At 72.8% G+C, this 17,871-nt stretch carries 17 protein-coding genes; 9 read left to right on the plus strand and 8 right to left on the minus strand.

Features of this window, described 5'->3' with window-relative positions:
* Positions 1-67: 67 nt before the first annotated feature.
* Positions 68-547: a GNAT family N-acetyltransferase gene (locus R2D22_RS21855; RefSeq protein WP_318106254.1), complete on the minus strand. Its 480-nt coding sequence runs from the start codon at positions 545-547 to the stop codon at positions 68-70.
* A gap of 68 nt (positions 548-615) precedes the next feature.
* On the opposite strand from R2D22_RS21855, the gene R2D22_RS21860 reads away from it, so the two are divergent.
* Together R2D22_RS21860 and R2D22_RS21865 are read left to right on the plus strand one after the other, a co-directional pair.
* Positions 616-1,413, plus strand: a complete 798-nt coding sequence (locus R2D22_RS21860; protein ID WP_318106256.1) for an exodeoxyribonuclease III — start codon at positions 616-618, stop codon at positions 1,411-1,413.
* Positions 1,414-1,536: 123 nt separating this feature from the next.
* The gene (locus tag R2D22_RS21865) at positions 1,537-2,235 is read left to right on the plus strand and encodes a response regulator transcription factor (RefSeq protein WP_318106259.1); all 699 of its coding nucleotides are present in this window, start codon (positions 1,537-1,539) and stop codon (positions 2,233-2,235) included.
* 12 nt (positions 2,236-2,247) lie between these two features.
* On the opposite strand, the gene R2D22_RS21870 is transcribed toward R2D22_RS21865, so the two are convergent.
* Entirely contained in the window at positions 2,248-3,876 is a 1,629-nt protein-coding gene (locus tag R2D22_RS21870; RefSeq protein ID WP_318106261.1) for a sensor histidine kinase, read from the minus strand.
* A gap of 349 nt (positions 3,877-4,225) precedes the next feature.
* Here R2D22_RS21870 and R2D22_RS21875 point away from each other — a divergent pair, with 349 nt between their 5' ends.
* Together R2D22_RS21875 and R2D22_RS21880 are read left to right on the plus strand one after the other, a co-directional pair.
* Complete coding sequence (locus R2D22_RS21875) at positions 4,226-4,582, plus strand: SH3 domain-containing protein (protein WP_318106263.1); 357 nt, start codon at positions 4,226-4,228, stop codon at positions 4,580-4,582.
* A gap of 115 nt (positions 4,583-4,697) precedes the next feature.
* Positions 4,698-5,054 carry an SH3 domain-containing protein gene (locus R2D22_RS21880; protein WP_318106264.1) on the plus strand — a complete coding sequence of 119 codons (357 nt, stop codon included), beginning with the start codon at positions 4,698-4,700 and terminating at the stop codon, positions 5,052-5,054.
* A gap of 26 nt (positions 5,055-5,080) precedes the next feature.
* On the opposite strand, the gene R2D22_RS21885 is transcribed toward R2D22_RS21880, so the two are convergent.
* The 5 genes from R2D22_RS21885 to R2D22_RS21905 all read right to left on the minus strand — a co-directional run bounded on the left by R2D22_RS21885 (position 5,081) and on the right by R2D22_RS21905 (position 9,739).
* Positions 5,081-6,313 carry an ABC transporter permease gene (locus R2D22_RS21885; protein ID WP_318106266.1) on the minus strand — a complete coding sequence of 411 codons (1,233 nt, stop codon included), beginning with the start codon at positions 6,311-6,313 and terminating at the stop codon, positions 5,081-5,083.
* 68 nt (positions 6,314-6,381) lie between these two features.
* Entirely contained in the window at positions 6,382-7,092 is a 711-nt protein-coding gene (locus R2D22_RS21890) for an ABC transporter ATP-binding protein (protein WP_318106268.1), read from the minus strand.
* Positions 7,089-8,363 carry a peptidoglycan-binding protein gene (locus R2D22_RS21895; RefSeq protein WP_318106270.1) on the minus strand — a complete coding sequence of 425 codons (1,275 nt, stop codon included), beginning with the start codon at positions 8,361-8,363 and terminating at the stop codon, positions 7,089-7,091. Before R2D22_RS21895 ends, R2D22_RS21890 begins: the two co-directional genes overlap by 4 nt.
* A 1-nt stretch (position 8,364) precedes the next feature.
* Positions 8,365-8,970, minus strand: coding sequence for a hypothetical protein (locus R2D22_RS21900; RefSeq protein WP_318106272.1), 606 nt, complete (start codon positions 8,968-8,970; stop codon positions 8,365-8,367).
* 151 nt (positions 8,971-9,121) lie between these two features.
* Positions 9,122-9,739, minus strand: coding sequence for a MerR family transcriptional regulator (locus tag R2D22_RS21905; protein WP_318109913.1), 618 nt, complete (start codon positions 9,737-9,739; stop codon positions 9,122-9,124).
* A gap of 203 nt (positions 9,740-9,942) precedes the next feature.
* On the opposite strand from R2D22_RS21905, the gene R2D22_RS21910 reads away from it, so the two are divergent.
* From R2D22_RS21910 to R2D22_RS21925, 4 genes are all read left to right on the plus strand, one after another.
* Entirely contained in the window at positions 9,943-11,517 is a 1,575-nt protein-coding gene (locus R2D22_RS21910) for a flavin-containing monooxygenase (RefSeq protein WP_318106274.1), read from the plus strand.
* The gene (locus R2D22_RS21915) at positions 11,514-12,446 is read left to right on the plus strand and encodes an alpha/beta fold hydrolase (protein WP_318106276.1); all 933 of its coding nucleotides are present in this window, start codon (positions 11,514-11,516) and stop codon (positions 12,444-12,446) included. Before R2D22_RS21910 ends, R2D22_RS21915 begins: the two co-directional genes overlap by 4 nt.
* Positions 12,443-13,324 carry an SDR family oxidoreductase gene (locus R2D22_RS21920; protein ID WP_318106278.1) on the plus strand — a complete coding sequence of 294 codons (882 nt, stop codon included), beginning with the start codon at positions 12,443-12,445 and terminating at the stop codon, positions 13,322-13,324. Before R2D22_RS21915 ends, R2D22_RS21920 begins: the two co-directional genes overlap by 4 nt.
* A gap of 116 nt (positions 13,325-13,440) precedes the next feature.
* Positions 13,441-13,626, plus strand: a complete 186-nt coding sequence (locus R2D22_RS21925) for a hypothetical protein (protein WP_318106279.1) — start codon at positions 13,441-13,443, stop codon at positions 13,624-13,626.
* Positions 13,627-13,776: 150 nt separating this feature from the next.
* Here the strand turns inward: R2D22_RS21925 and R2D22_RS21930 are convergent, their stop codons facing one another.
* Complete coding sequence (locus R2D22_RS21930) at positions 13,777-17,040, minus strand: S41 family peptidase (protein ID WP_318106280.1); 3,264 nt, start codon at positions 17,038-17,040, stop codon at positions 13,777-13,779.
* A gap of 162 nt (positions 17,041-17,202) precedes the next feature.
* On the opposite strand from R2D22_RS21930, the gene R2D22_RS21935 reads away from it, so the two are divergent.
* On the plus strand, positions 17,203-17,775 hold the full coding sequence (locus R2D22_RS21935) for a TetR/AcrR family transcriptional regulator (protein WP_318106281.1): 573 nt from the start codon (positions 17,203-17,205) through the stop codon (positions 17,773-17,775).
* Positions 17,776-17,871: the final 96 nt, after the last annotated feature.

The following is a 17,871-nucleotide window of genomic DNA, read 5'->3' on the forward strand; positions in this document are numbered from 1 at the left end:
GACGGCGGCGCGGACGCCGTCTCGGACGCCGCATCTGACGCCGCCCGGGGCGCCGCCCCGGGCGCCGTCAGATCAGCGGCTTCGCGTAGCAGCGGCTGAGGTTGCTGAAGCGGTAGTGACCGAACTTCCGGCAGGGCTCGTAGCCGCTCGACTCGTACAGCGCGATCGCCTCGGGCTGCATCGTCCCGGTCTCCAGGACCATCCGGGTCCGCCCCGCCGCCCGCGCGTCGTCCTCCAGGGCGGCCAGGATGCGCCGCGCCAGGCCGTGGCCCCGCGCCTCGGGGACCACGTACATGCGCTTGATCTCGGCGTCGCCGTCCGAGAAGCCCTCGGGGTTCTCGTCCTGCCGGCGCCACCCGCCGGTCGCGACCGGACGGTTCGCGTCGTCGTACGCGAGCAGGTAGATGCCCCGCGGCGGCACGAACATCTCGGCGTCCATGTGCGTCGCGTCGCCGTCGTCGCCGTAGCGCTCGGCGTACTCGGCCTGGACGGCGTCGTCGAGCTTGACCGCGTCCGGGTGGTCGTAGCGCGTCGGCTGTATATACATGCTGGGCATCGTACATCTATGCGTTCTGTCGGGTTCGCCGCACCGGGGGGTGTCGGTATTCTCCCGGGATGCTCACTGTCACGACCGCAAATGTCAACGGACTCCGAGCCGCCGCCAAGAAGGGCTTCGTCGAGTGGCTGGCCGGGACCGCCGCCGACGTCGTCTGCCTGCAGGAGGTACGCGCCGAGGCGGCGCAGCTGCCCGAGGAGGTCCGGGCGCCCGAGGGCTGGTTCACCGCGCACGCCCCCGCCGCCGCCAAGGGCCGCGCCGGCGTCTCGCTCTACACGCGCCGCGAGCCGGAGCGGCTGCAGGTCGGCTTCGGGTCCACCGAGTTCGACGGCAGCGGCCGCTACATCGAGGCCGACCTGCCCGGCGTCACCGTCGCCAGCCTGTACCTGCCCTCCGGCGAGGTCGGCACCGAGCGGCAGGACGAGAAGATCCGCTTCATGGACGAGTTCCTGCCGTACCTGAAGGGGCTCAAGGAGCGCTCGGCGGCCGACGGCCGCGAGGTCGTCGTCTGCGGCGACTGGAACATCGCCCACCAGGAGGCCGACCTCAAGAACTGGAAGGCCAACCGCAAGAGCTCCGGCTTCCTCCCCGAGGAGCGCGCCTGGCTCACCCGGGTCTTCGACGAGGCCGCGTACGTCGACGTCGTCCGCGCCCTCCACCCGGACCAGGAGGGACCGTACTCCTGGTGGTCGTACCGGGGACGGGCCTTCGACAACGACAGCGGATGGAGAATCGACTATCAAGTGGCGACGCCGGGGCTCGCCGCGCGGGTGGTCAAGGCCTGGGTCGAGCGGGCCGCGACGCACGGCGAGCGGTGGAGCGACCACGCACCCGTCACCGCGGTCTACGAACTCTGAGCGCTCGGCGGGTCGTCCGGGAAAGAGATGGTTTTCGGCCGGGCGGCCGAATACCTCCGGGAATTCCCGGCCGGTTCTGTATTACGGTGCTGGAATTCGCAGGACCTCGCTGGGGGAGAAGCGTTGAGCGCTCGGATTCTGGTTGCCGAGGATGACGAAAAACAGTCTCGGCTGATCCGGATTTATCTGGAACGGGAAGGAAACGCGGTCCAGGTCGTGGGGGACGGCCGGGCCGCACTGGAGAAGGCGCGGGCGACGCGGCCGGATCTCGTCGTCCTCGACGTGATGCTGCCGTACGTGGACGGGCTCGACGTGTGCCGCATCCTGCGGACCGAGCCGGGGACCGAGGACGTCCCGATCCTGCTGCTCACCGCGCGCACCACCGAGGAGGACATGCTCCTCGGGCTCGATCTCGGCGCGGACGACTACCTGACGAAGCCGTACAGCCCCCGCGAACTGACCGCGCGGGTACGGGCGCTGCTGCGGCGGGCCAGGAAGTCCGCGCCGGCGGAGGCGACCCTGCTCAGCGTCGGCGAGGTGGAGCTGGACACGGCGCGGTTCGAGGTCCGGGTCGCGGGGCGGGCGGTGGCGCTGACCGCGAAGGAGTTCTCCATCCTGGAGGCGCTGGCCCGTGAGCCCGGGCGGGTCTTCAGCCGGGCGCAGATCATCGAGCGGGTCTTCGGTTTCGACCGGGACGTGCTGGAGCGGACCGTCGACGCGCACGTGATGAACCTGCGGCGGAAGCTGGAGGCGCACCCGGGCAGCCCGCGGCTCCTGGAGACGGTGTACGGGCGGGGCTACCGGCTCGCCGACGGGGCCTGAGCCCGGTCGCCCTCAGGGCGTGGGTGCGGGCCTGGTGCCCAGCACGACCGTGAACGTCGTGCCCTTCCCGACCGTGCTGCGCACGTCGATCGTGCCCTGGTGGTCCGTCACGATCTGGCGGGCGATGGACAGGCCCAGGCCGCTGCCGCCGGTCGCCCGGCCGCGGGACGGGTCCGCGCGCCAGAAGCGGTCGAAGAGGTGTGGCAGGTCCTCGGCCGGTATGCCCTTGCCGGTGTCCCGCACCTCGACGACGGCGAGTTCGGCGCGGGCGTCCAGGGCGAGCGTCACCCGGCCGCCGGGCGCGGTGGCGCGCAGCGCGTTGCCGACCAGGTTGCCGACGACCTGGCGCAGCCGGTCCGCGTCGGCGGTCACGTACACCGGCTGCGGGGCCTCCACCTCCAGCGCGACCCGGGCGTTCTCGGCCTGGGCGCGGTGCGCGGTGCGGGCGGCCTCGAGGAGTTCGCGCAGGTCGACCTCGGAGCGGTGGTAGGTGAGCGCGCCGGCCTCGGCGAGGGCGAGGTCCTGGAGGTCGTCGACGATCCGCTGCTGGAGCAGCGCCTCCTCGTGGAGCGAGTCGAGCAGTTCGGGCGTCGGCTCGACGACGCCGTCCCGCAGGGCCTCCAGATAGCCGCGAAGGTTGGCGAGCGGGGTGCGCAGTTCGTGGGCGATGTCGCCGGTGAGGCGGCGCTGGCGCTCCTCGCCGGCCCGGATCGAGTCGGCCATGCGGTTGAAGGCGGCGCCGAGCTGGGCGATCTCGTCGCGCCCGGAGACCGGTACGCGCCGTTCCAGGTCGCCCTCGCCGAGCCCTTCGGCGGCGAGCGTCATGGCCCGTACGGGGCGCAGCACGGCGCGGCTGAGGAGCAGCGCGCCGAGGACGGCGGCGAGCGCGACGCCGATCGCGACGGCGACCGTGGGCGCGGCGGCGAGGGTGGGCGGGGACTCGTCCCGGTAGCCGAGCCGGACTTCGAGGCGGGGCGGGGAGACGGCGGCGACGCGCTCGTTGAAGACCCGCTGGAGGCAGGGGGCGGGGGTCGCGGCGGTCTCGCAGACACGGAGCGCGTCGATGTCCGGCTGCTCCGGCGGGGTCGCGCGTTCCTTCTGTCGGGTGCAGTGCGCGGGCGCCCGTTCCGCGGTGACGACGGGGATGCCGAGGTCGTCCGGCCGGGTCGTCATGGCGACTCCCGCCCGGGTCAGGCAGGCCGCGTAGGCGGCTGAGGCGCGGTAGGTGGACACCCCCAGGCTCACCCGCTTCACGGACAGGCGCGGGAGTTGGCCCTCGGGGATCCGCAGGGCGGGGCGGGGGTCGACCAGGACCGGGAGCTGGCCGCCGAGCGGGCGCGCCGTGCGGCCGGCGAGGGTGTCGGAGTCGGCGAGCAGGATGCCGGTCTCGGTGGCGACGCGGATGCGTTGCCCGGTGGTCTCCGAGAGGTTTCCGACGGCGGGCCCGAGGCCGTCCCAGGTGGCGTGCTCGAGTCCGTACGTCCGCAGCTCGGCGGTGATCCGGGAGAGCTCCGCCTGCCCGGCCGCGACGGTCTCCCGGACCTGTCGGTTCGCCTGGCGCAGGGTCAGCCAGGCGGTGGCGGCCGTCGCGGTCAGGGCCACCAGCATGAGCAGGCCGAGCACCCGCAGCCGGAAGCTCATCGTCGGCCGCCCGGCCGCCGCTTCGGGGCATGTGCGTTCAACGGGACTCCTTCGCTGGGGTCTTCCAAATTACGGGAGCGCGGGTGGGGTGCGGGTCCCTGATCCACAAGAGGGCTGCGTCGGCCAGTTCGTCACAGGAGTGGCGGATTTTCACTTGAGAAACTTTCGGCCCCACAGGCGCGGAAAGCGGTCACTACATTGCGGAATGATTTCTTCAGCACCGTCGGCGGGTGATCGTACTTACGCCGCTCGTGCCCCGGTGGGGTGCGAAGGCCGCTGTTTCCCTTCGGGTTCTGTCTCACGTTCCCGGAATGCAGCGCTGACGACACGACACTATTGGGGGTTTCACATGAAGCGTCGACTCGCAGCGATCCTTCCCGCCGTCGCCATGGCCGCCCTGGCCGTTCCGATGGTCACCGCCACCCCGGCCGCGGCCCACGCCGCCTGTGGCACGTCCGTGGCCGACAAGGACGGTGGCTCCTGGGGCAAGTGGGCCAACGGCGCCAACGAGCGCAGCGGCTCCAGCACCGGCTGCACCATCAAGGGTGTCGCCTACAACACCCAGTCGCTCGACTACCACTGCTACACGTGGGGCAACGACGGCCACTCCTGGACCTTCGTGCGCAACGACTCGACCGGCGTGACCGGTTGGATCCGCGACGACCTGCTGAGCAACGGCGGCAGCTACGTCCACTGCGGCTTCTGATCCTGCCGCAGCAGGCGTGAGCACGACCGAGTGAGGAGCGTCGGGGGTGGTCTCGGGACCGCCCCCGACGTGTGTGAAGCACCAGCCCCATGAACCACACCGACAGGAGTTCTTCATGAAGCGCCGACTCGCCGCGGTCCTTCCCGCCGTCGCCATGGCCGCCCTCGCCGTCCCGATGACGTCCGCCACCCCCGCCTTCGCCGCGGCGCCGTGCGGCAAGACCGCCCCGGACCTCGACGGCCGGGCGTGGAACAAGACGGCCAACGGGGCCAACATGCGCAGCGGTTCGAGCACCAGCTGCACCATCCTGGGCGTGGCCTACAACACCCAGGCGCTGGACTACCACTGCTTCACCCGTGACGCCAGCGGCCAGTCGTGGACGTACCTGCGGAACGACGCGACCGGCAAGTACGGCTGGGTCCGCGACGACCTGCTGAGCGACTACGGCTCCTCGTTCAACTGCAACTTCTGATCCACCTCGCGGAGGCGCTGTCCGGCTCATGTGCCGGACAGCGCCTCTGTCGGTGCCAGCCGGCTCGCCCGGACCGCCGGGTAGAGGCCCGCGATCATGCCGATGACCAGGGTCGAGCCGATGCCGGCCGCGCTGGCCCAGACCGGGACGACCGTCGGCCAGTCGCGACTGACCGCGTAGCCCGCCGTGATCAGCGTCCCGAGCACGGTCCCGCCGAGGCCGCCGATCAGCGACAGCAGCAGCGACTCGGTGACGAACTGCCCGCGGATCTGGCCGCGGGTGGCGCCCAGGGCCCGGCGCAGCCCGATCTCGGGCCGGCGCTCGAGGACCGAGATGACCATGGTGTTGCCGACGCCGACCCCGCCGACCAGGAGCGCCACGCCGCCGAGGCCGAGCAGCAGGCCGGTGAGCGTCGACTCGGTGGCCTCGCGGGCCGCCAGCGCGTCCGAGGGGCGCGAGACCTGTACCTCGCCCGGCTTCTGCGGGTACGCGGTCGCCGCGAGCACCGAGCGGACCGAGCCGACCTCACTGTCCTCGGCGCGGACGTAGACCGTCGACGGATGGCCGTCGAAGCGGAGGTAGGTCTTCGCGGCCGGCCAGCCGACGAGTGCGGCGCTGTCCAGCTCCGGCGCCAGCGGTACGGGATCGAGGACTCCGATCAGGGAGAACCAGCGCCCCTTGATCCAGACGCGGGTGCCGGGGGTGTACAGGTCGAGCCGCTGGGCGGCGGTCGCCCCGAGCACGACGGCCGGATAGGTCTCCGTCGCGGCGTCCAGCCAGCGGCCCTTGCGGATCTGCCCGCCGACGGCCGGCAGCAGGTCGGAACCCGCCGCGAGGACGTCGAGGGAACCGGTCCGTCCCACCGCGATGCGGTCGTTGCGGTAGATGTTGGCTCCGGTGGCCCCGGTGGCGGCGACCTGCCGCACCGGCGGCACGCGGTCGATCATCGCGACGGACTCGGCCGGGAGCTTGGCCTTCTCGCCGCCGAGCGACTCGCCGGGCGCGACGCGCAGCAGGTTGGTGCCGAGGGCGTCGAGCCGGCGGTCCACCTCCGCCTGGCCCGAGCCGGAGATGCCGACCACTGCGATCATCGCGGCCACGCCGATGGCGATGCCGAGCGCGGAGAGGAAGACCCGCAGGGGCCGGGTCCGCAGGCCCGTGCCGCCGAGCCGTACGACGTCGGCGGGGCCGAGGCGCGCGGCACGGAGTTGCGACCTCGGGGGCGGGGCGTTCTCCGGCCGGGCGGGCCCGTTCGTCACCGCACGGATCTGTACCGTCTCGGGGTCCGGACCCCGTTCGCGGCGGGGGGAGTTCGTCGTGCCGTCCGTCACCGGGGCGCCCCGATCGTCGTGCTCTGCGCGGTGTCGGCGACCAGGCGGCCGTCGCGCATCTCGATGCGGCGCGGCAGTTCGGCGGCGATCTCACGGTCGTGGGTGATGACGACGACGGTCGTGCCGGCGGCGTTCAGTTCCCGCAGCAGGGTCAGCACGGCCGCGCCCGACGCCGAGTCGAGGTTGCCGGTCGGCTCGTCGGCCAGCAGGACGGACGGCTCGCCGACCACCGCGCGGGCCACCGCGACGCGCTGGCGCTCGCCGCCGGAGAGCTGGTGCGGCAGGTGGTGGACGCGGTGGCTGAGCCCGACCCGCTCCAGCGCCGCCGCCGCCTTCGCGCGGCGGCGGCGCATCGGCACGCCCGCGTAGAGGAGGCCGTCCGCCACCGAGTCGAGGACGGGGACGCCGACCGCGAGGTGGAACTGCTGGAAGACGAAGCCGATCCGGGTGGCCCGCAGGGCGGACACCTCACGGTCCGACAGGGTCGCCACGTCGTGTCCGTCGACCAGGACCCGGCCGGCGGAGGGGCGGTCGAGGCTGCCCATGAGGTTGAGCATGCTCGACTTGCCCGATCCCGACGGTCCCACGATCGCCACCAGTTCGCCCCGCTCGATGCGCAGGCTCACGTCCCGGACCGCCGCCACGCCTCCGGGGTACGTCTTGGAGACCGCGTCGAACTCCACGACCGCCGCCGTGCCGCCGCTCACTCGGGGATCCTCACCTTCATGCCCGCGCGGACCGCGGGGCCGCTCACCTCCACGTTGCCGTCGGCGAACAGGCCCGTCTTCACGGCGACGAACTCGCCCTTCTCGGTCTCCAGTCCGTGTCCGCCCTCGGCGAGCGCGACCAGCGCGGAGACGGGGACCGCGAGGACGTCCGTGACCTCACGGCCCACGTACTCGACCGTCACCGGGCCGCTCTCCAACTGCCCCACGGCGTTCTGGTCCTTGAGCGTGATGGTCACGGGGACGGTGGCGGGCTGTTCCGAGCTGCCCTGGCCGCCGCCCTCGGCGGTGGTCGCCTGCTTGCCGATCGACGCCACCACGCCCGGTACGGGGTTGCCGTTGGGCAGCTTGACCGTGACCTTCGCGCCGCGCACGGCCCAGGAGGCATCCGCGGCGGAGGCGTTGACGGTCACCTTCCGGGCGGTGCCGGTGTAGGTGAGGGTGTTCTCCCCGACCGCCGAGCCGAGCCGGGCGCCGGGCTGCCCGATCCGTACCCGGCCCGCGGAGTAGATGACGTCGCCCACGCCGACCGTGCCGGTCTGGGCCAGCCCGAGCGACTTCTGCCAGCGCTTGACGGCGTCGGCGGTTCCGCCGGTGAACTTCTCGTCCACCGTGAAGCCGGTGTAGCCCAGGGCGGCCAGGTTGGACTCGAACTGCATGACGTCCATGCCCCGCATCTCGCGCGGCGTCTGCGCCCGGCCGCCGTTCCCTCCGGTTCCGGCGCCCCCCGGCGCCGGTGCCCCTGAGGGGTTCGGGGACTTGCCGTTGCCCGTGTCCGGCTGCTCGCCGCCCGCGTCCGGCTCCTGCTCCGGTCCCTGCTCCGGTTCCTGAGGGGTGAGCCCGAGAGCGCGGTACATCGGCAGGGAGCCGTACATGAGGATCACCGGCCGGTCGTCGACCCGGAGCAGCTCGTGGCCGCGGTCGACGGTGGCGCCGGTCTCGGGCAGCCAGGTCACGGTGCCCTGCGCCTTGACCGGCAGCGGGATCTCCGTGCCGTAGCCCAACTGTCCGTCCACCATGGTGCGTTCGGTCAGCGTCGTGCGGGTCACCGGGACGACGGAGCCGGACCGTGGCGGGGCGCTCGGGCCCTCCTCCGGGCCGCCGCCGAGACCGAGCGCACCGACCACGGCGACCGCCGCCACGACGACCACCGCGGCGGCGATCAGCGCCGTGCGCCGGCCCCGCCGGCCGCGGGGCGGCGGGGCGGGACGCGTCGCGGGCTCGTCATCGATGTGCGTCACCGTGTCGGTCATGTCAGCCCTTGCCCGCCGGCGGGTTCACCGGGGCGCCGATGATGGGGGCGCAGGTGCGGGTCGCGCGCTTCGCACCGGCCGAGGTCTGGTCCCACTCCGGGGCACCGGAGTTGTTGTCGCCGCCGTAGCCGTCGGGGCCCGGGTCGGGGAAGTCCGCGGCGCCGTTCTTCTGCATGCAGGCCGCGTAGTCCCTCTTGATCTTGATCTGCTCGGGGGTGAGCTTGGGCCGGTTGGCGGCCTCGATGCTCTCCGGCAGGGCCACCTGGAGCTTCTGGCACTTCTCGCCGGCGGTCCGGAACTTCGGGTCCTTCTTCAGGGCGCGCAGGGCGGTGCCGTCGCTGCCGAAGTCGATGACGCCGTTCTCGTCGGGGTCGGGCATGTCCACGCCGCTGTCCCGCATGCACTTCACGTACGCCCGCTGGCCCTCCACGTACGCGGCGACGTCGTCCTTGCCGCCCGAGCCGCCCGGCGCCCCCGCTGACTTCGAGGCGCCGCCGCCGTTGGCCGTCGGCACCTTCCCGCCGCCCTCGTCGTCGCTGCCGCAGCCGGTCAGTGCGAAGGCCAGGACCGTCGCCGTGGCGGCCAGCAGTACCCGGTTCGTCCTCATCGGTTCTCCCGCTCGTCCTGTCGGGCCCGGTCGCGGGTGCGGCGGGCGGGACGACCGTAGGCCGCGGACGATGAAGAACTTTTGAAGAACCTGTCAGACGATCATGCGATCCCCGCGAGTGGGCGGATCGCCGCGAGCGGGCCCGGTCCGGCTACTGCTCCCGCAGTCGCCGGTCCAGGGCCATCGAGAGTTCCGCGTCGACCACGCTCTTGGCGAGCGGGCGGAGCCTGTCGGCGTCCTTCTCGTCGGCGTGGGCGCGCAGCAACTCGGCGAAGAGTCCGGCGAGTTGGTCGGCGTGGGCGCGTACCTGACGTCCTGCCTCCAGGACCGCCGCGAGCGGGACGCCCTCCTTCACGAGGGCGGCCGAGACGTCGAGGAGCCGGCGGCTGATGTGGACGATCTCCTCGCCGTCGGTGGCGATGTAGCCGAGGTCGAGGGCGGCGGTCAGGTTCTCGGGCGTGACGTCGTCGGCGAAGTAGTCTGCGAGCTCCTGCGGGGTGAGCCGGACGGGCTCCTCCTCGGTCGGTTCGACCAGGCCGAGGACCTCGCTCACGTCGCGGCCGCTCTCGAAGGCGGTGTTGAGGTCGGCGATGCCGTTGAGGGTGTGGCCGCGTTCCAGGAGGGCGGCGATGGTGCGGAGCCGGGCCAGGTGGTGGTCGTCGTACCAGGCGATCCGGCCCTCCCGGCGGGGCGGCGGGATGAGGCCCCGTTCCCGGTAGAAGCGCAGGGTGCGCACGGTGATGCCGGCCGCCGCGGCCAGCTCCTCCATGCGGTACTCGCGCCCGGTCTCCCGCTCGCCCGTACGCACGCCCGTTCGATCCCCGTTTCCGTCCGTCACTCCGCCAGCCTATGTCGTACTGCCGGTAACTTTCCTCGACCGGACCCCTACCGCTCGGTATGCAGGTGCTCTACTCTCCCGATTGTGCCAGTGATTGCTGGCAGGGTTGAGGTCGGTGCGCGGGAGGCGGCGGCATGGCGAAGCACGAGCACGTTCGAGTGGCGGTGATCGGATCCGGATTCGGCGGCCTGGGGGCCGCGGTCCGGCTGCGCCGCGAGGGGATCACCGACTTCGTCGTCCTGGAGCGGGCCGGCTCCGTGGGCGGCACCTGGCGCGACAACAGCTACCCCGGCTGCGCCTGCGACGTCCCCTCGCACCTGTACTCGTTCTCCTTCGCGCCCAACCCGGACTGGCCGCGCACCTTCTCCGGCCAGCGGCACATCCGCGCGTACCTGGAGCACGTCACCGACACCTTCGGGCTCCGGCCGCACCTGCGGCTGAACCACGAGGTGCTGCGGATGGCCTGGGACGCGGACGCGCTGCGCTGGGACATCGAGACCAGCGGCGGCGCCTTCACCGCCGATGTGGTCGTCGCCGCGGCCGGCCCGCTGTCCGACCCGAAGATCCCCGACATCCCCGGCCTCGCCGGCTTCGAGGGCAAGGTGTTCCACTCCGCGCAGTGGGACCACGACTACGACCTGCGCGGCAAGCGCGTCGCCATGGTCGGCACGGGCGCCTCCGCCATCCAGATCGTGCCCGCGATCCAGCCCGAGGTCGGGAGGCTCACCCTCTTCCAGCGCACGCCCGCCTGGGTCATGCCGCGCATGGACCGGGCGATCACCGGCGCCGAGCGCTGGCTGCACCGCGCCGTGCCGGTCACCGGCACCCTGCGCCGCGGCCTGCTCTGGGGCATCCGGGAACTCCAGGTCAGCGCCTTCACCAAGCGGCCGAACGAGCTCGGCCTGGTCGAGAACCTGGCCAAGGCCAACATCGCCCGGGCGATCAAGGACCCGGTGCTGCGGGCCAAGCTGACCCCCTCGTACCGGATCGGCTGCAAGCGGATCCTGCTCTCCAACACCTACTATCCGGCGCTCGCGCAGCCGAACGTGGACGTCGTCGCCTCCGGGCTGCGCGAGGTCCGCGGCTCGACGGTGGTCGCCGCCGACGGCACCGAGACCGAGGTCGACGCGATCATCTTCGGCACCGGCTTCCACGTCACCGACATCCCGATCGCGCACCGGGTCGTCGGCGCCGACGGCGTCACCCTGGCCGAGACCTGGAAGGGCGGCGTCGAGTCGCTGCGCGGCGCGACCGCGGCCGGCTTCCCGAACTTCATGACGATCATCGGCCCCAACACGGGCCTCGGGAACTCCTCCATGATCCTCATGATCGAGTCCCAGCTGAACTACATGGCCGACTACCTGCGCCAGCTCGACGTCCTCGGCGGCCGCGCGGCGCTGGCCGCCCGCCCCTCCGCCGTCGGCGCCTGGAACCGCAAGCTCCAGTCCCGCATGGAGCGGACCGTGTGGAAGGCCGGCGGCTGCGACAGCTGGTACCTCGACGCCAACGGCCGCAACACGACCCTCTGGCCGGGGACGACCGGCGAGTTCCGGCGCGAGACCCGCCAGGTCGACCTCGCGGAGTACGAGGTGCTGCGCGCCCCGGCGAAGGCCCCGGAGCCCGTCGCGGCCGGCAAGAGCGCGACGAAGCGCGGCACCCGCAAGACGCAGGCCGCGCAGGCCGCGCAGACCACGGAGGTCGCCCGATGAGCCGGCTCGCCGGAGGAGGCCCGGTGCTGCGTCCGCAGCCGGCCCGCGAGATCACCGCCGTCTCCGCCGACGGCTCGCGCATCCACGTCGAGCTGTACGGCCCCGAGGGCGCCCCGGCCGTGGTGCTGGCGCACGGCTGGACCTGCTCGACCGCCTTCTGGGCCGAGCAGATACGGGAGCTGTCCGCCGACCACCGGGTCGTCGCCTACGACCAGCGCGGCCACGGCCGCAGCCCGGTGCCGGCCGGCGCGTCCGGATACTCGACCCACGCGCTCGCCGACGACCTGGAGGCCGTGCTGGCCGCCGCGCTCGCGCCCGGCGAGAAGGCGGTCGTCGCCGGGCACTCCATGGGCGGCATGACCGTGATGGCCGCGGCGTCCCGGCCGGGGTTCCGCACGCACGCCGCGGCGGTGCTGCTCTGCTCCACCGGCCCGTCGCGGCTGGCCGCCGAGTCCCTCGTGGTCCCGCTGGGGCCGGGCGCGCTGCGGACCCGGCTGACCGTCGCGATCCTCGGCGCGAAGGCGCCGCTGGGACCGGTCACACCGGTCTCGAGGAAGATCCTCAAGTACGCCACGATGGGGCCCGGTTCGGCGCCCGAGCGGGTCGACGCCTGTGCCCGCATCGTGCACGCCTGCCCCCGCAAGGCCCGCGTGGGCTGGTCGCACGTCCTCGCCGAGCTGGACCTCGACGCGGGTGTGCGGGCGCTGACCCTGCCGGTGGCGGTGCTCGTGGGCACCGCGGACCGGCTGACCCCGCCCGTCCACGCCAGGGGCCTGGCGGCCGCGCTGCCGCAGTGCGTGGGCCTGACCGAGCTGGCGGGCATGGGACACATGACTCCGGTGGAGGCCCCGGAGGCCGTCACCGCGCGGATCCGAGAACTGACCGGCACGTACCTGGGCACGGGCCTGGGTGTGAAGGAGGACGCATGAGCAGGGTGAGCCTGGAAGGACAGGTCGCGGTCGTCACCGGAGCGGCCCGCGGCGTCGGCGAACTCCTCGCCCGCAAGCTGTCCGCCCGCGGCGCGAAGATCGCGCTGGTCGGCCTGGAGCCGGAGATGCTGAAGGAGGTCGCCGGCCGGCTGCACACCGAGGCCGACTGGTGGCACGCGGACGTCACCGACCACGAGGCGATGGCGAGGGTCGCGCAGGAGGTCAAGGAGCGCTTCGGCAAGGTCGACATCGTCGTCGCCAACGCCGGTGTGGCGGCGGGCGGTCCGTTCCTGGACTCCGACCCGGTCGCCTGGCGGCGGGTCATCGAGGTCAACCTGATCGGCTCGGCGGTGACCGGCCGCGCGTTCCTGCCCGTACTGATGGAGTCGCGCGGGTACTTCCTGCAGATCGCCTCGCTGGCCGCGATGACGCCGGCCCCGATGATGACCGCGTACTGCGCGTCGAAGTCGGGCGTCGAGGCCTTCGCGCACAGCCTGCGGGCCGAGGTCGGCTACAAGGGCGTGAAGGTCGGCGTCGGCTACCTGTCCTGGACGGACACCGACATGGTGCGCGGCGCGGACCAGGACGACGTGATGAAGGAGCTGCGGCAGCGGCTGCCCTGGCCGTCCAACCGCACCTACCCGCTCGGCCCCGCCGTCGACCGGATCGTCGCGGGCATCGAGCGGCGCTCCGCGCACGTGTACGCCCAGTGGTGGCTGCGCGGCATGCAGGCCGGCAGGGGCTACCTGCCGGGCATCATCGCGACGGTCGGGCAGCGCGAGATGCGCCGCTTCGAACCGCGGCTCGGCAGCGTGTCCCGGGGGCTCGTGGGCGCGGGCGGGGCCGCCGACGAGCAGGCCCGTACGGAGAGCCACTGAAGTCGGTGACGGAGCGTCGCTGATCGAAATGCGCGCATTGTCCGGGCGTGTCAGGCTGGTCGAGGCCCAGGGGCGACACGCCCCGTATCCCTCTCACCCTTCTAGGAGTGAACCTCATGGGCATGCAGGACCAGTTCAAGGACAAGGCGCGGGAACTCGCCGACCAGGCGAGGCAGAAGACGGGCAACGCCAAGGAGGAAGCGTCCTCGCGTGCCTCCCGGTCGCGTGACCAGGCCGACGAGCAGTCGAGCCGCCGCCGCCAGGAGGAGCAGGACCGCTTCGACCAGGACTACGACGCCTGACGCCGGTCCGACGAGGAAGGCGCACCCGGGACGCCGGGTGCGCCTTTCGCATGCCGAGGCCGGGCGCCTTTCGTGCCGAGTCCGGGTGCGCTTTCACCACGACCATGCAGAGACCCCTTCATCCGTGAAGGGGTCTCTGCGTGCGCCGTCTCAGCTCCTGGGCGGGAGCTTCGGCCGGGAGCGGTCCGGGATGTCGGTGTGTCCCGGCGGGGAGGCCGCCGGGGACTCGCCGAGCAGCGCCACCGCCAGTTCGACCGCGTCCGCGAGCTGGCGGTGCCGGCCCTCGGCCCAGTCGAGCGGGGTGCGCTCCACCGCGACGTCCGGCTCCACACCGTGGTTCTCCACCGACCAGCCGTACTCGGGGAACCAGGCCGCGTTCATCGGGACGGTGATCTGCGTACCGTCGCCCAGCCGGTGGCGTCCCGTCATGCCGACCACGCCGCCCCAGGTGCGCAGGCCGACGACCGGGCCGAGGCCGAGCAGCTTGAACGCCGCGGTGATCATGTCGCCGTCGGAGGAGGTGGCCTCGTCGGCGAGCGCGACCACCGGGCCGCGCGGCGCGTTCGAGGCGTAACTGACCGGCTGGGCGTTGCGGGTGAGGTCCCAGCCGAGGATCTTGCGGGTCAGCTTCTCCACGACCAGCTCGCTGATGTGCCCGCCCGCGTTGCCGCGCACGTCCACGATCAGCGCGGGCCGGGAGACCTCCATCCGCAGGTCCCGGTTGAACTGGGCCCAGCCGGAGCCGCCCATGTCGGGGATGTGCAGGTAGCCGCACTTGCCGCCGCTGACCTCCCGTACGACGGCCCGGCGTTTGGCGACCCAGTCCTGGTAGCGCAGCGGCCGTTCGTCGACCAGCGGCACGATCGCGACCCGGCGGGCCCGCCCGAGGCCCTCGGCCGGCTGGAAGGTCAGCTCGACCGTCGTGCCGCCGGTCCCGGCGAGCAGCGGGTACGGCCCGGCCACCGGGTCCACCGGACGGCCGTCGACATGGGTGAGGACCGCGCCCTCGCGGATGCCGGTGCCGGCCAGCGGGGAGCGCGCCTTGGAGTCGGAGGAGTCCCCCGCCAGGATCCGCTTGACCAGCCACCCCTCCTCCCGGCACACGAAGTTGGCGCCGAGCAGCCCCTGCGGGCGCTGGTAGTGCGGCGGGCCCTCGTTGCGGCGGGCGGGCGAGACGTACGCGTGCGAGGTGCCGAGCTCGCCGAGGACCTCGCGCAGCAGGTCGGCGAAGTCGTCGGGGGAGGCGACCCGTTCGACGAGCGGTCGGTACTGGTCGAGCACCGCGCTCCAGTCGATGCCGCACATGTCCGGGTCCCAGAAGTAGGCGCGGATGATCCGGCCCGCCTCGTCGAAGGCGCCCTTCCACTCCGCCTCGGGGTCGACCTCGTGCAGGATCCGGCGCAGGTCCAGATAGACCGTGGAGTCGCTGTCGCCGGGCTCGGTCGACGGGACGGCGCGCAGTTCGCCCTCGTCGACGACGACGAGGCGGGTGCCGTCGCCGCTCACCGAGAACCAGTCGAGATGGCCGACGAGTTCGGACTTGCGCGCCTTGGTGAGGTTGAAGTGCTCCAGCGTGGGCCGCCCGGAGGTGTCCGCCGGGTTGACGAAGGTCTCGCCGAGCGCGCCCGAGATGGGCCAGCGCAGCCAGACCAGACCGCCGCCGGCGACCGGGTGCAGCGCCGAGTACTTGGACGCGGCGACCGGGAACGGCGTGACCCGGCTCTCCAGGCCCTCCACCTCCACCATGACCGCGCCGTCGCCGCCGCCCTCCTCGCCCTCCACCGGGTCGAGCCCGCCCGCTGCCGGCCGGCCCTCCGGCGAGAGCGCGAACGGCGAGGGCGTCGCCGAGGACAGCGGGACCAGGTACGGGCGGCAGCCGAGCGGGAACGACAGGTCCCCGGTGTGCACGTCGTACACCGGGTCGAAGCCGCGCCACGACAGGAAGGCGAGATAGCGCCCGTCCCGGGTGAAGACCGGATTCTCGTCCTCGAAGCGGCCGTTGGTGACGTCCACGACGACCCGTTCGCCCGGTCCGGCGATCCGCGCCATCTTGATCGACCGGAGCGTGCGCCCGATCCCCGGGTGCGACCAGGTCAGCCAGGTGCCGTCGGGGGAGAACGCGAGGTCGCGCACCGGCCCGTTGACCGACCGGATCAGCTCGCTGACCTCGCCGTTCGAGTCCTCCGTGGCGTCGAGCAGCAGCAGCCGCCCGTCGTTGGAGGCGATCGCGAGCCGTTCGCCGTCCGGGTCGGACACCAGCTCCTCCACCCGGCCGAGTTCGCCGGCGGCCAGCCGCCGGGGCTCCCGGTCGCCGGTGGCCCGCGGCAGGTACGCGATCTCGATCGCGTCGTCGCCCTCGGCGTCCGTCACGTACGCGACCTGGCCGCCGCTGCCCAGCATCTCCGGCAGCCGGACCCGGACGCCGGGGGTGTCGGTGATCGTGCGGGCTGGGCCGTCCCGGTGGGTCAGCCAGTACAGGCTGCCGCGCACCCCGACCGCGCTCGCCCGTCCGGTCTCGTCGACGGAGATCGCGTCGACGTGGTGGGCGGCCGGGACCTGGTACGGGCGCCGGCCGGCCCGCGGGCCGCCGAGCCGCACGTCCAGCCGGCGCGGCTCGGAGTCCGCGGCCAGCTCGTCGACGATCCACAGTTCGCCCGCGCACTGGTAGACCACCCGCCGCCCGTCGCTGCTCGCGTGGCGGGCGTAGAAGGCGTCGTGGTCGGTGTGTCGCCGCAGGTCGGAGCCGTCGGGCAGGCAGGAGTACAGGTTGCCGACGCCCTCGTGGTCGGAGAGGAAGGCGATCCGCCCGGACACGAACATCGGCGCGTCCAACTGGCCGTTCAGCTGCGGCAGCAGCCGCTCGCCGTGCAGCCAGAGCCGGCCGGTCGCCCCGCCCCGGTACCGCTTCCAGGCGGCCGGCTCGTGCGGTGGCCGACCGGTGAGCAGCAGGGTGCGGCGCTCGCCGTCGAGGTCGGCGACCGCGATGTGGGAGGCGGGGCCCCAGGGCAGGCGCCTGCCGGGGGAGCCGTCGGTGGGCACGGTGTACGCCCAGGAGAAGTGCGAGAACGGCTGGCCGTGCGAGGCGACGGCGAGGATGTCGCCGTCCGGGCCCCAGCCGCAGACCCGTGTGTCGGTCGACCCCCAGTAGGTGAGCCGGCGGGCCGGGCCGCCGTCGACCGGGGCGAGATGGATCTCCGGATCCAGGCTGCGCCAGCTCGTGTACGCGATGTGCGAGCCGTCGGGGGAGAACCGCGGGTGCCCGATCCGGGTCCGGTCGACGGTCACCCGCCAGGCTCGGCCGGGCCGCTGTCCGCCGGGCGCGAGGGGCGCGACCCAGAGGTCGTCCTCGGCCGCGAAGCACAGCAGGTCGTCGTGGAGGTGCGGGAAGCGGAGATACGCGGCGTCGTCACTCACTCGTCAATGCTTTCCGCGCGGAGGGGGTGCGGCAACTCGTACGGACCTACGGATGTGGGCCAGGACACGTACGAAACGGTTTCGTTTCGCTCGGGGGAGGGGTACCGTCCTGGTGTACGAAACCGTTTCGTTCGGAACGGCACAGGTGAGGAGGCACCGGACATGGCGCGCAGCAGGCTCACTCCCGAGCGGGAGTCCGAGCTGTACGAGGCCGTGCTCGACCTGCTCCGCGAGGTCGGCTACGACGGACTCACCATGGACGCCGTCGCCGGCCGCACGCACTCCAGCAAGGCGACCCTCTACCGCCAGTGGGGGAGCAAGCCCGAACTCGTCGCCAAGGCGCTGCGCCACAACAAGCCCGCCGGTCTCGCCGAGATCGACACCGGCTCCCTGCGCGGCGACTTCCACGCGATGCTGGAGCGCACCGACGACTGCCAGATGGAGAAGGACTCCGCGCTGATGCGGGGTCTGGCCCATGCCGTCCACGAGAACCCCGAACTCCACCGGGCGTTGCGCGAGCTGCTCATCGAGCCCGAGATGTCGGAGTTCGACGAGGTGCTGCGCAGGGCGGTGGACCGGGGCGAGGTCAGTGCCGACAACCCGGCCCTGAAGCTCCTTCCGCACATGCTGTTCGGCGCGTTCGTCGCCCGCCCGCTGATCGAGGATCGGCCGGTCGACCGCGCGTTCCTGGCCGTCTACGTCGACGCCGTGGTGCTCCCCTCACTCGGCGTCTGACGCTCCGTCCCACCCGTCCCAGGTCCCACCTGCACCGCCCGCACCACCTGACGTCGCACCGCTCACGCCGTCGGGCCGGCTCCCCATGCCCTGTCC

It is taken from the genome of Streptomyces sp. HUAS YS2 (genome assembly GCF_033343995.1).
Classification (GTDB): Bacteria; Actinomycetota; Actinomycetes; order Streptomycetales; family Streptomycetaceae; genus Streptomyces; species Streptomyces solicathayae.